The following is a 12,252-nucleotide window of genomic DNA, read 5'->3' as shown; positions in this document are numbered from 1 at the left end:
CACCCAGGCCGTCCTCGCTCTCGCCCGACGCCGAGTGAACGTCCTCTGGGCCCTCCTGCGCGATGGACGGTGCTACGAACTCACACCACCGACCGTCCTCGCGGCTTGACAGACCGCATTAGGAATCTACGGGCCGGGCTGGTCCGTCGCGACGCCGACCGGCATAGCGAGAAGCCCCCTCATTCATGAGAGGGAGGAGTCACGAACTCCCCAAGGGTTGGCGAGACGTAGCTGAATCCGTACGGCGATCCGTGACGCTGCGGGCAGCCGTCGGTGCCGTTCGTGGGCAACCGTCCGTGCCGCCGCCGCGCAGCCGAAAGGCCCCGCCCCGCGCCGCATGGCGTCGAGGTGGCGGGACGGGGCCCTACGACCGACAACAGGACTTCACCAGATCCGTACGCGGTCCGCCGGATCCAGCCACAGGCCGTCGCCCTCGGCCGTGCCGAACGCCTCGTGGAACTCGTCCAGGTTGCGCACGATGTTGGCGCGGAACTCCGGCGGCGAGTGCGGGTCGATGGTCAGGTACTGCTGCTCCTGCTCCTTGCGGCGCTTGGTGCGCCAGCAGAACGCCCAGTTCATGAACAGCCGCTGCGAACCGGTCAGTCCACCGTTCTCCGGGACCGCCTGGCCGCCGAGCGCGATCAGATACGCGGTGTGGCCGATGGTCAGACCGCCCAGGTCGCCGATGTTCTCGCCCACGGTCAGCTGGCCGTTGACGAACTCGCCCGGCAGATTGCGCGGCGAGAACCCGTTGTACTGCTTCACCAGCGCCTGCGACTTGGTCTCGAAGGCGCTCTTGTCGTCCGCCGTCCACCAGTCGTTGAGGTTGCCCGCGCCGTCGTACTGCGCGCCCTGGTCGTCGAAGCCGTGGCCGATCTCATGGCCGATGACCGAGCCGATGCCGCCGTAGTTCTCGGCGGGGTCGGCGTCGGGGGAGAAGAACGGCTTCTGCAGGATGCCCGCGGGGAAGCAGATCTCGTTGGTGCCCGGGTTGTAGTACGCGTTCACCGTCTGCGGCAGCATGAACCACTCGTCGCGGTCCACCGGAGAGCCGATCTTGCCGATCTGCCGGTCCGACTCGAAGGCCGCGGCCGCCTGGGCGTTGCCCAGAAGGTCGTCCGCGGAGACCTCGAGCTCGGAGTAGTCGCGGAACTTGTCCGGGTAGCCGATCTTGGGCCGGAACGTGGCGAGCTTCTCGTACGCCCGCTCCTTGGTCTCGTCCGTCATCCAGTCGAGCCGGCTGATGGACTGCCGGTAGGCCTCCAGGAGGTTGGCGACCAGGTCGTCCATCTTCGCCTTGGACGACGGCGGGAAGTGCCGCGCCACGTACTCCTTGCCGACGGCCTCGCCGACCGCGCCCTCCACGAAGGACACCCCGCGCTTCCAGCGGGCCCGCAGCTCGGGCGTGCCATTCAGGGTGCGGCCGTAGAACTCGAAGTTGTTGTTCACGAACGCGTCGGTCAGATACGGCGAGCACGCGCGAAGGACCCGGGCCAGCGTCCAGTCCCGCCACTGCTCGATCGGCACCTCGCCGAGCAGCCCCGACAGATGGCTGAGGTAAGACGGCTGGCGTACACAGGTCTCGGCGATCGTCTTGTCGCTGCCGCCGAGTCCGGTGATGTAGCCGCGCCAGTCGAACTCCGGGGCGAGCGCGACCAGTTCGTCGAGCGTGGTGAGGTTGTACGTCTTCTGGACGTCGCGGGTCTCCGCGCGCTCCCAGTGCCCGGCGGCGAGCTTCGTCTCCAGGGCCAGGATCGCGGCCGCGGAGTCGGCGGGCGTCTCATGGCCGGCGAGGGTCAGCAGCTCGGTGAGGTAGCCGACGTACTTCTCGCGGATCTCCGCGAACTTCTCGTCGCGGTAGTACGACTCGTCGGGCAGGCCGAGCCCGCCCTGAAGAATGTTGAACAGGTACCGGTCGGAGTTCTTGTCATCGGAGTCGACGTACGCCCCGAACAGGCCGGACCCGCCGACGCGCTCGAACCGTCCGAGGAACGCGGCGAGCTCCCGCGTGTCCGAGATCGCGGCCACCTCGTCGAGCAGCGGCCGCGCGGGGGCGAGCCCCTTGGCGGCGATGGTCTCCTCGTCCATGAAGGAGGCGTAGAGGGCGGCGATCCGGCGGGCGTCGGCGGCCTCGCCGCCCTGCTCGGCCAGCTCCTGAATGATCTCCTTGACCTGCTGCTCGGCGACGTCCACGAGCTGTACGAAAGGACCCCAGCTCGACCTGTCGTCGGGGATCTTCTCGGTGTCCAGCCAGACGCCGTTGACGTGGCCGAACAGGTCGTCCTGCGGTCGGATCTCGGGGTTCATGCCCGCCTGGGCATCGTCCAGAATGCTCATCCGTGCAGCCTATGCGAGGTGGCGGCGCGGTTGGAGGGCGCCGGGGGTCCGGTGTCCTGTGCGGCGGGTACGCCCTCTTGAGCCGACACCCTGCTCCAGGGGACGCCCTCTTGAGCCGACACCCCACTCCCCGGGACGCTGACCTCGAGTCCGCCGACTCCGCCGACTTCCCGACGACAGTGAGGGCACCCGTATGGGCATCCCCGTGATCTTGGACTGCGACCCCGGCCACGACGACGCGTTCAACATCCTGCTGGCCGCCGCCCACCCCGCGATCGACCTGCTCGCCATCACCACCGTCGCCGGCAACCAGACGCTGGAGAAGACCACGCTCAACGCGCGCCGCGTCTGCACCGTCGCCGGCATCGAGGGCGTGCCGATCGCGGCGGGCCGGGACCGCCCCCTGCACGGCCCGGTCCGGGTGGCCGCGTCGATCCACGGCGAGTCCGGACTCGACGGTCCCGGCTTCAAGGACCCGACCGTGCCGCTCGACCCGCGCGACGCCCTGACCCTGATCCGCGACACTCTCCTGGCCCACCCGCGGCCCGTCACGCTGGTGCCCACCGGACCGCTCACCAACATCGCCGCCCTGCTGCTCGCGTATCCGGATCTCGCCGGGCGTATCGAGCGGATCGTCCTGATGGGCGGCTCCACCGGGCGCGGGAACACCACCCCCGCCGCCGAGTTCAACATCCACTGCGATCCCGAGGCCGCCGACCTCGTCTTCTCCAGCGGGCTGCCCGTGACGATGCTCGGCCTCAACGCCAGCCATCAGGTGCTCGCCACCGAAGACGTCATCGCCCGCTTCGACGCGCTCGGCACGCCCCTCGCCGGCATCTGCACGCAGATGCTCGGCTTCTTCGCCGACCGCTACCGGGAGGTTTTCGGCCTCCCCGGAGCGCCGCTGCACGACCCGCTGACCGTCGCCCACCTCATCGACCCGGACCTCATCACCCTCGTCCCGGCGTCCGTCGCCATCGAACTCACCGGCACCCACACCCGCGGCGCCACCGTCGTCGACCTGCACGGAGTCACCGGCCGCGCACCCAACGCGGAGGTCGCCACCGTGGTCGACGCGGACCGCTTCTGGGACCTGATCGTCGACTCCGTACGTGTCCTTGGCCGGGATACGGCATGACTGATTCCTTGCGTTGTGGCGCGCTCGCGACATCTTGCAGGCTTACGACATGACCTGGCCCACGCGCCGCGGCGACGCGGCCGAGATCAAGCTCAAGTACCCCGAGCAGGCAGAGCAGTTGGGCGTGGCGCTGCGCACCGGCGATCCGCTCGCGGACGCGGTCGTCGCCGAACTCGCGGACCTGGGTCCGAGCGCCCGCCGGACCCTGCTCGCGGGCCTGCGCGACGGTCTGGACAGCCTCGAGGCCCCACCGCCTGCCGTCGCCGCGCTGCTCGCCGACGTCGAGTCGGTCTCGTCCCCGTACGACATCGACCGCGGCGCGTACGTCGCGCTCACCGTGCCGCCGTTCGCCCACAACATCGCGCTGGGCCAGGGCGCGCTGGTGAACACGTACACCTCGCCCGTCATCGCCGCGGTGCTCAGGCGCACCGGGCGGCTGACCTCCATGGCCAAGCGGCGGCTCGACGAGACGGGCAAGTGGCTGCTCCAGGCGATCCTGCCGGGCGGCCTGGAGCGCGGAGCGGGCGGCTATGTCGCCACGGTGATGGTGCGGCTGCTGCATGCGCAGGTGCGGGCCGTGGTGCGCGGTCAGGGCTGGGACGAGGACACCTGGGGAGCCCCGATCAGCCAGGTCGAGCTGGTGCGCACCTGGCTCGACTTCACCCTGGTCTCGTACCGCGCGCTGACCGCGATGGGCTACGACTTCACCGACGAGGAGCTCGCCGACGTCTACCGGCGCTGGCAGCACCAGGGCCGCCTTCTCGGGATCGACGACGCGTTCTACGGCGATATCACCGGCCATGACCAGGCCGCGGAGCTCGCCGACCTGATCGCGATGACCGACGACGGACTGGACCCCGACACCAAGCCGTTCCTGGAGGCACTGCAGGGCGCCGCCATCCAGCAGCTCACGCCGGTCTTCGGCGACCCGGTCCTGACCGGCTCGCTGATCCGCGCGTTCGCCCGTCTCATCCAGGGCGACGCGAGGGCGGACGCCCTGGGCATCACCCCCAGTGAACTCAGCCCGCTCCTGCCGGTGTTGATCCTCGGCACAGCGGAGAGCCGCCGTCTGGCACGCCAACTGCCCGAGGAGTGGTCGGCCCTGCAGCGCAACCACCGCGCGGCGATCGAGGAGATCCTGGCGGCGCCGGACACCCCGACCACGTACGAGGCGAACCTGGCGTAAGCGGCCGGGCTCGTCCCTGCCGCCTGCTGGCCACCTTCACCCAGACCGTGCTGGGTCTGCAGAGCTCTCTCGCGGCCCATGTCGCCCTCGGTGTGGGCCTGTGCGCCATGGAGACGGCGCTGGTCCTGCGGGACTTCACGTTCCGTGCGGAGCGGGTGACGGCGTGAGGCAGGGCTTCCTGCCCCCAACGTGAGACAGCACCCCCTGACCCTCGACGTGAGGTCGAGGGTCAGGGATCACTCGACCGGAGGTCCAGGTGGGGTGGCGGGAAATCCGGTGACGCAGGGGCCGGGGCGCCGGATACTGGCGCGATGACCCCGCCTCCCCGCCGCTTCCGCGATCCGCGGACGAAGCCCTACGACTACCTCGTGGGCGTGGTTCTGGTGCGCTGCCCGGGATGCGACGGCCCTGCGCGGATCGCGCGGATCTCGCCGGACACATGGTGGTGGTCCACCCGCCGCCTGACCTGCGCGCACTGCGGTCTCACCCGCACCACGAAGGGCAACGTGCTGGCGTTCGCCCACGGGGTACCGGTCGACCCGTGGTTCGGGCTGCCCCTGTGGCTGCAGATCCGGACCCGCCACGGTCACCTCTGGGCGTACAACCGCGAACACCTCACGCTGATACGGGAGTTCGTGGCCGCCACTTTGCGCGAGCGCGCTCCCTGGTACGACACGGGCGCGAAGATGACCGTCGTCGCGCGGCTGCCGCGCTGGGTCACGAAGGCGGGCAACCGCGACGAGATCCTGCGGGCCATCGACCGTATCCGAACGCCGGTCACGCGCTAGGCGGGATCGCCCCCGCGGCACGCTGCAGCGCATCGAGCACCGGCCGCAGCAGCGGATGGCCCTCCGCGCCCCGCCGTACCGCCGCGAACACCCTGCGTGTGGCGACCACGTCGTCGACGGGCCGTACCGCCGTATGCGAGAGGTCGGTGTCGCGCAGTGCCGAACGTGGCACCAAGGCCACGCCCGCGCCCGCCGCGGCCAGCGCGACCACCGCGCGGAAGTCGTCCGACGAGTGCTCGAGCCGGGGCTTGAACCCCGCGTACTCGCAGGCGAGCACCATCACGTCATGGCAGGGGTTGCCGGGGTACGGGCCGATCCACGGCTCGTCGGCGAGTGCGGAGACCGCGACGGTCTCGGCGGCGGCGAGCGGGTGGCCGAGCGGGAGCACCGCGTCGAAGGGTTCGGCGTACAGCGGGATACGGGTGAGGCGGTCGTCCGCGCTCGGGGCGCCCCGGTACTCGACCGCGACCGCGATGTCGGCGCGTCCGTCGAGCACCATCGGCAGGCTCGCGTCGCCCTCCGCGTCCCGGACCTGGATCCGCAGCCCGGGATGAGCGCTGCTCAGGTCGGTGATCGCGGGGGCGAGGACGACCGCGATACCGGTCGCGAAGGCGGCGATCGTGACCTCGCCGGCGTCGCCCGAGGTGTACGCGGCGACCTCGGCCTCGGCCCGTTCCAGCTCGGCGAGCACCTGGCTGGCGTGGCGCAGCAGGATCTGGCCCACGCCCGTCACGCGCATGCCTCTTTTGTCCCGTTCCAGGACCTTGTGCCCCAACTCCTGCTCCAGCGCGGCGATCTGCTGGGAGACGGCGGAAGGGGTCAGATAAAGCGCCGCGGCCGCGGCAGTCACCGTCTGGTGGTCTGCCACGGCCTGCAGCGTGCGGAGCCGGCGTGCGTCGATCACACCGCCGATTCTGCCAAGGATTTACCGCGCGGATTCCGCCAGGGCCGCACGGGCGGCGACGAAGGCGTCCACCGCACGGTTCACATCCGCGGTCGAGTGCGCCGCCGACAGCTGTACGCGGATACGGGCCGCGCCCTGCGGCACCACCGGGTAGGAGAAGGCGATCACGTAGACGCCGTGCTCGAGCAGCAGCTCCGCCATGCGCGCCGCCTTCGCCGCGTCGCCGATCATCACGGGCGCGATGGCGTGGTCGCCGGGCAGGATCTCGAAGCCCTCCTCGGTCATCCGCGAGCGGAACAGCGCGGTGTTCGCGCTGAGCTGCTCGCGCAGATCACCAGCCGACTCCAGGAGGTCGAGGACCTTGAGCGACGCGGCGGCGATCACCGGGGCGAGGCTGTTGGAGAAGAGGTACGGGCGCGAGCGCTGACGCAGCAGCGCCACGATCTCGGCGCGGGCGGCCACGTAACCGCCGGATGCGCCGCCGAGGGCCTTGCCGAGCGTGCCCGTGATGATGTCGACGCGGTCCATCACCCCGTGCAGCTCGGGCGTACCGCGGCCGCCGGCGCCGACGAAGCCCACCGCGTGCGAGTCGTCGACCATCACCATGGCGTTGTACTGATCGGCGAGGTCGCAGATCTCCTGCAGCGGCGCGACATAGCCGTCCATCGAGAACACGCCGTCGGTGACGATCAGCTTGCGCCGCGCACCGGCCGCCGCGGCCTCCTTGAGCTGGTGCTCCAGGTCGGCCATGTCGCGGTTGGCGTAGCGGAAGCGCTTGGCCTTGCACAGGCGGATGCCGTCGATGATCGAGGCGTGGTTGAGGGCGTCGGAGATCACCGCGTCCTCGGGGCCGAGCACCGTCTCGAAGACACCGCCGTTGGCGTCGAAGCAGGAGGAGTAGAGGATCGTGTCCTCCTGGCCGAGGAACGACGAGAGCCGCGCCTCGAGCTCCTTGTGCACCTCCTGCGTCCCGCAGATGAAGCGCACCGAGGCCATGCCGTAGCCCCAGCGGTCGAGGGCCTCGTGGGCGGCGGCGACGACCTCGGGGTGGTCGGCGAGACCGAGGTAGTTGTTCGCACAGAAGTTGAGGACCTCACCGGGGCGGCCGCCGGCCGTGACATCCACGGTGGCGGACTGCGGGGTGCCGATCACGCGCTCGGGCTTGTGCAGACCCGCCGCCTCGATCTCGTCGAGGGTCTGCTGCAGCTGTGCGCGTACGGAGTCGAACATGAGGGGTTCCTTCTCGGGGGTCGCGGCGTTCGGAAGAAGGCAGGAGGGACGGCGGCCGGCAAGGCCGGCCGACGGTCCGGTCAGGCGGTCCAGTCGAGGATGACCTTGCCGCCGCGGCCGGACGCCGCGTCGTCGAAGGCCGCCTCGAAGTCACGGTGCGAGTAGCGGCCGGTGATCACCGGGGCGAGGTCGAGGCCGCGCTCCAGGAGGACGGACATCGCGTACCAGGTCTCGAACATCTCGCGCCCGTAGATGCCCTTGATGGTGATCATCGAGGTGACGATCCGCGCCCAGTCGACCGCGAACTCCTCGGCGGGCAGCCCGAGCATGGCGATCTTTCCGCCGTGCGTCATGTTGGCGACCATGTCGCGCATGGCCCGCGGGTTGCCGGACATCTCCAGGCCGACGTCGAAGCCCTCGCGCAGACCGAGGGTGCGCTGGCCGTCGGCGATGGAGGATTCGGCGACGTTGAGGGCGAGACTCACACCGACCTTGCGGGCGAGCTCGAGGCGCTCCTCGCTGACGTCGGTGATGACCACGTTGCGGGCGCCGGCGTGCTGGGCGACGGCGGCGGCCATCAGACCGATCGGGCCCGCACCGGTGATCAGCACGTCCTCGCCGACCAGTGGGAAGGACAGCGCGGTGTGCACGGCGTTGCCGAACGGGTCGAAGATCGCGGCGATGTCGAGGTCGACGGGCACGCGGTGCACCCACACGTTGGACGCGGGCAGCGCCACGTACTCGGCGAACGCGCCGTCGCGGCCGACACCGAGCCCGACCGTGGCGCGGCACAGGTGCCGGCGCCCGGCCAGACAGTTGCGGCACTTGCCGCACACCAGATGGCCCTCGCCGCTCACCCGGTCGCCGGCGTTGATGTCCTCGACGTCGCGCCCGGTCTCGACGACCTCGCCGACGAACTCATGCCCGACGACCAGCGGCGTCGTGATGGTCTGCTGGGCCCAGCCGTCCCAGTTGCGGATGTGCAGGTCGGTGCCGCAGATCCCGGTGCGCAGCACCTTGATGAGGACCTCGCCGGGGCCGATCACCGGCTCGGGCACCTCCCGCATCCACAGTCCGGGCTCCGCCTTGTCCTTGACGAGTGCCTTCACCGGGGGAGCCTCCTGAGTTCGTGATCATGCCGAGCCACTCATCAATCTGCCCCGCGGTGCGGGCGGAGTCCATCAACGATTTCTTAAGCCACCCCGCAGGAGTGCTTCATCTGGCGCAAGCAGATTCGGATTCCGTACGCGGCCTGCTCCGATTCCGTACGCGGCCGGGCCCGACGGCCCGTCAACTGGGCGTATCCCTACGCCGTCCGGGCCCACCCGAGCGGTGTACTGCGGACGCTGCCCCTAGGGTCGCCAAAGGAGACGGCAAACAGGGACATAAAGGACGGGAGTGGTTCTGATGCGCGCGGTGGCACCGAGGCGTCAGACGGCGGCGGCGATCCTGGCGAGCGGCTGTGTGCTCGCGCTGGGCGCGACACCGGCGGCGGCCGCGGACGACTGGGGGAACTGGGGCTGGCAGGTGTCCGTCTCGCCGACCACGGTCAAGCCCGGCGGCACGGTGACGCTCACCTCGTCCGGCTGTCAGGAACCGACGGTCAAGGCCGAGGCCGGCATCTTCGATGTCGTCGAGCTCAACGAGGGCAAGTCGGGGACGGCCTGGATCTTCGACGACGCCAAGCCCGCCGCCGAGTACGAGGTCACCTTCACCTGCAAGAGCCAGACCAAGAAGGTCACCGTGAAGATCGCCGACGACGGCGGCACGATCTGGCCCACGCACCAGGGCACGCAGCCGCCCATCCACAAGGGCGTGAAGGCCGGCTCGGGCGGCACCTTCGACCAGTCCGACCTGATCCAGCTCGGCCTCGGCGGTGCCCTGGTGGCCGGCGCGATCGGCGCCTCGCTGTACTGGGCACGCCGGCGGGGCGAAGGGCGCGCCTGACGCTCAGCCCCCGGACTTCGGCAGCCAGCCGGCCGGCTTGACCCGGCCGCGCGCGGCGAATCCCCAGTCCAGCAGGGCCCGGGCCTCGTGGTACACGCCGTTGCGCGCTCCGGACTGCGGGTTGAGCACGGTCACGATGATGGTCCGGCCGCCGCGCCGGGCGGCCGCGATCAGCGTGTTGCCGCCCTGCGTGGTGTAGCCGTTCTTGATGCCGATCACGCCCGGATACCGCCGCACCCCGTGCGAGCCGGCGAGCAGCCGGTTCGTGTTGTCGATGCGCACCCAGCCCCGCGGGGTCGGGAAGTAGCCGTAGGCACTGCGGCAGTAGTAGGCGAAGTCCCGGTTGCGCAGTCCCTCACGGCCGAACAGCGTCAGGTCGTACGCGGAGGAGAACTGCCCGCGGGCGTCGTACCCGTCGGGGGAGACCACATGGGTGTTGCGGGCGCCGAGCGCCCGGGCCTTGGCGTTCATCTTCCGGGCGGTGTGCCACCAGCCGCCGTTCATCCGGGCGAGCACCCGCACGGCGTCGTTGCCCGACTTGAGGAAGGTGCCGCGCCACAAGTCCTCGACCCGGTACGTCCCGCCGATCCGCACTCCGACCCGGCTGCTGCCCGCGCCGATCCCCGCGAGCTCCTTCGCCGTCACCCGGTGCCGCATCCGGCTGTCGAACCGCGGCAGCACCGTGAGGGCGAACAGGGTCTTGAGCGTGCTCGCGGGCGCGAGCCGCTGATGCGGCCGACGGGCGGCGAGCACCTGCCCGGTGCCCGCGTCCGCCACTACCCAGGCGCGCGCCGAGAGGTGCCGGGGGAGCGGGGGCGGGCCCTGGACGCGATCGGTGTCCGAGGCATGTGCGGGCAGTGCCGGGGTGAAGCCCGCCGCGAGGGCGAGCAGGGTGCAAAGGGCGGGCCTGAACCGGGATCTGACGCTCATTCAGCCAAGGTAGGTCTGATGATCATCGGGCGCAGTCGGAGTGGTCCGACCGGAGGTTCTCCGCGCCGGCCGGGCGTGTTGCCGTTGGGCCCGTGCACACCGGTCGGTGAGTGCATGCCGCACCCATTGCCGCGGCCGCGTCCCGGCGCCATACTCCCGGCGAACGCTCGCGCTCGGTCCGTCCCGCCCGCCGCCCACGACAAGGCAGGTGCCCCCGATGCCGCTCGACCAGGCCGACCACCTCGCACGGCTCGCCGAATCCGCGTACGAACGACTCGGGGACCACGAGTCGCTGGTCTACGGCGGCCGGCGGCACCGCTCCGGAGAGCTGTTCCAGCGCGCCACCCGGGCGGGCGGGGGACTCGCGGAGCTCGGGGTCCGGCCCGGCGACCGTGTGGCCGTACTGATGGCCAACTGCCCGGAGGTGTCGATCACTTACCAGGCGATCTGGCGGGCGGGCGCGGTGGTCACCCCGGTGATGTTCCTGGTGAGCCCGGTGGAACTGGCGCACATCCTGACCGACTCAGGTGCCCGCTTCCTGGTCACCACGGCCGATCTGATGGCCTCGGTCGCGGCGGCCGCGCCGCACGCCCCCGGCCTCAGCCAGGTCATCGTGGTCGACGAACTGCCGCCGGGCGCACCCGAGCTGCCGCCCACCGTTACGATCACCCCGTACGCGGACGTGGAAACCGCCGCACCCTCAGACGTCGTGCCGCGCGGTGGGGCCGATCTGGCGGCGCTGATGTACACGGGCGGCACCACCGGACGGGCCAAGGGCGTCATGCTCAGCCACCGCAATCTGCACGCCTGCTCGTCCGCCGCGTTCACCGCGTCCCGCGTGGAGGGCCTCACCGACGGCATCACCCGCACCCTGATGCCCCTGCCGCTGTCGCATGCGTACGGACTGATCGTGACGCTGATCGGCTGGCATGCGGTGGAGCCGCAACTGGCCGTACTGCAGCGCTGGTTCGACCCGGCGCAGTGGCTCGAGCTCGCCGTCGAGCACCGCGTGCAGCGCACCACCCTCGTCCCCAGCATGATCCAGATGCTGCTCGAGCAGCCGCTCGCCGAGGCCGACCTCTCCGAGATGCGCTACGTCAGCAGCGGCGCCGCACCCCTCGCACCGGACACCCGGGCCGCCTGGCAGCGCGCCGTCCCGAGCAGCGAGATCCTCGAGGGATACGGCTGCACGGAGTCGGGCTCCGTCATCTCCACCAACCGGCCCGGCAGCAACCGCCCCGGCTCCGTGGGCACGGCGATTCCCGGATACGAGATCGAGATCCGTGACGACAAGGACCAGGTAGTGCCGCCGGGTTCGGAGGGCGAGATCTGCGTCCGCGCGCACGGCGTCATGGCCGGCTACTGGAACGCACCCGACCTCACCGCGCTGACCCTCGAGGGCGGCTGGCTGCACACCGGCGACATCGGCCGGTTCGACGAGGACGGCGCCCTCCACCTGATCGACCGCAAGAAGGACCTCATCCTGCGCGGCGGCTTCAACGTGTTCCCCCGCGACGTCGAGGACGCCCTCCTCAACCACCCCGCCGTCGCCTCGGCCGGTGTGGTCGGCCGACCGGACCAGCGCCTCGGCGAGGAGGTCGTCGCCTTCGTGGCGCTGCATCCGGATCAGCCGTGCGGGAGCGAGGAGTTGATCGCGTACGGGAAGGAACAGCTCGCCGCGCACAAGTACCCGCGGGAGATCCACATCCTGGACCGGCTGCCGGTCACCAGCGTCGGCAAGCTCGACCGAAAGGCCCTGCGGGCACGGGCCCGCGAGTAGCCCCCCATCAAC

10 protein-coding genes are annotated in these 12,252 nt (G+C 70.7%); 5 read left to right on the top strand and 5 right to left on the bottom strand.

What is annotated here, in order from left to right; translation table 11 throughout:
- Positions 1–384: 384 nt before the first annotated feature.
- Positions 385–2,337, bottom strand: a complete 1,953-nt coding sequence (locus G6045_RS03665; protein ID WP_165330302.1) for a M13 family metallopeptidase — start codon at positions 2,335–2,337, stop codon at positions 385–387.
- A 193-nt stretch (positions 2,338–2,530) separates the two neighbouring features.
- Between G6045_RS03665 and G6045_RS03660 the strand changes: the two genes are divergently transcribed.
- The 3 genes from G6045_RS03660 (at position 2,531) to G6045_RS03650 (ending at position 5,449) form a co-directional block, all read left to right on the top strand.
- The gene (locus tag G6045_RS03660; RefSeq protein ID WP_165330301.1) at positions 2,531–3,475 is read left to right on the top strand and encodes a nucleoside hydrolase; all 945 of its coding nucleotides are present in this window, start codon (positions 2,531–2,533) and stop codon (positions 3,473–3,475) included.
- Positions 3,476–3,524: 49 nt separating this feature from the next.
- Positions 3,525–4,661, top strand: coding sequence for an oxygenase MpaB family protein (locus G6045_RS03655; protein ID WP_165330300.1), 1,137 nt, complete (start codon positions 3,525–3,527; stop codon positions 4,659–4,661).
- A gap of 311 nt (positions 4,662–4,972) precedes the next feature.
- A complete protein-coding gene (locus G6045_RS03650; RefSeq protein ID WP_165330299.1) occupies positions 4,973–5,449 on the top strand; it encodes a hypothetical protein in 477 nt (158 codons plus the stop codon).
- Here the strand turns inward: G6045_RS03650 and G6045_RS03645 are convergent.
- From G6045_RS03645 to tdh, 3 genes are all read right to left on the bottom strand, one after another.
- Positions 5,439–6,353 (bottom strand): LysR family transcriptional regulator, encoded by a 915-nt coding sequence (locus G6045_RS03645; RefSeq protein WP_165330298.1) that lies wholly within the window; start codon positions 6,351–6,353, stop codon positions 5,439–5,441. The genes G6045_RS03650 and G6045_RS03645 overlap by 11 nt on opposite strands.
- Positions 6,354–6,374: 21 nt before the next feature.
- Complete coding sequence (locus tag G6045_RS03640; RefSeq protein WP_165330297.1) at positions 6,375–7,583, bottom strand: glycine C-acetyltransferase; 1,209 nt, start codon at positions 7,581–7,583, stop codon at positions 6,375–6,377.
- Positions 7,584–7,663: 80 nt separating this feature from the next.
- The gene (tdh, locus tag G6045_RS03635; RefSeq protein WP_165330296.1) at positions 7,664–8,692 is read right to left on the bottom strand and encodes an L-threonine 3-dehydrogenase; all 1,029 of its coding nucleotides are present in this window, start codon (positions 8,690–8,692) and stop codon (positions 7,664–7,666) included.
- 298 nt (positions 8,693–8,990) lie between these two features.
- On the opposite strand from tdh, the gene G6045_RS03630 reads away from it, so the two are divergent.
- On the top strand, positions 8,991–9,530 hold the full coding sequence (locus G6045_RS03630; protein ID WP_165330295.1) for a hypothetical protein: 540 nt from the start codon (positions 8,991–8,993) through the stop codon (positions 9,528–9,530).
- A gap of 3 nt (positions 9,531–9,533) precedes the next feature.
- On the opposite strand, the gene G6045_RS03625 is transcribed toward G6045_RS03630, so the two are convergent.
- Positions 9,534–10,460 carry a D-alanyl-D-alanine carboxypeptidase family protein gene (locus tag G6045_RS03625; protein WP_165330294.1) on the bottom strand — a complete coding sequence of 309 codons (927 nt, stop codon included), beginning with the start codon at positions 10,458–10,460 and terminating at the stop codon, positions 9,534–9,536.
- A gap of 217 nt (positions 10,461–10,677) precedes the next feature.
- Here G6045_RS03625 and G6045_RS03620 point away from each other — a divergent pair, with 217 nt between their 5' ends.
- The gene (locus G6045_RS03620; RefSeq protein ID WP_165330293.1) at positions 10,678–12,240 is read left to right on the top strand and encodes a class I adenylate-forming enzyme family protein; all 1,563 of its coding nucleotides are present in this window, start codon (positions 10,678–10,680) and stop codon (positions 12,238–12,240) included.
- Positions 12,241–12,252 lie beyond the last annotated feature (12 nt).

Origin of the sequence: Streptomyces mesophilus (genome assembly GCF_011044995.1) — a bacterium.
GTDB classification, from domain to species: Bacteria; Actinomycetota; Actinomycetes; order Streptomycetales; family Streptomycetaceae; genus Streptomyces; species Streptomyces mesophilus.
The sequence above is the reverse complement of the archived record's forward strand: the minus strand, read 5'-3'. Positions and strand labels throughout refer to the sequence as shown.

What these genes read in the sequence shown, in the direction of transcription:
- G6045_RS03665 (WP_165330302.1), bottom strand. Translation starts at nt 2,337, where the DNA reads ATGAGCATTCTGGACGATGCCCAGGCGGGCATGAACCCCGAGATCCGA.
- G6045_RS03660 (WP_165330301.1), top strand. Translation starts at nt 2,531, where the DNA reads ATGGGCATCCCCGTGATCTTGGACTGCGACCCCGGCCACGACGACGCG.
- G6045_RS03655 (WP_165330300.1), top strand. Translation starts at nt 3,525, where the DNA reads ATGACCTGGCCCACGCGCCGCGGCGACGCGGCCGAGATCAAGCTCAAG.
- G6045_RS03650 (WP_165330299.1), top strand. Translation starts at nt 4,973, where the DNA reads ATGACCCCGCCTCCCCGCCGCTTCCGCGATCCGCGGACGAAGCCCTAC.
- G6045_RS03640 (WP_165330297.1), bottom strand. Translation starts at nt 7,583, where the DNA reads ATGTTCGACTCCGTACGCGCACAGCTGCAGCAGACCCTCGACGAGATC.
- G6045_RS03630 (WP_165330295.1), top strand. Translation starts at nt 8,991, where the DNA reads ATGCGCGCGGTGGCACCGAGGCGTCAGACGGCGGCGGCGATCCTGGCG.
- G6045_RS03625 (WP_165330294.1), bottom strand. Translation starts at nt 10,460, where the DNA reads ATGAGCGTCAGATCCCGGTTCAGGCCCGCCCTTTGCACCCTGCTCGCC.
- G6045_RS03620 (WP_165330293.1), top strand. Translation starts at nt 10,678, where the DNA reads ATGCCGCTCGACCAGGCCGACCACCTCGCACGGCTCGCCGAATCCGCG.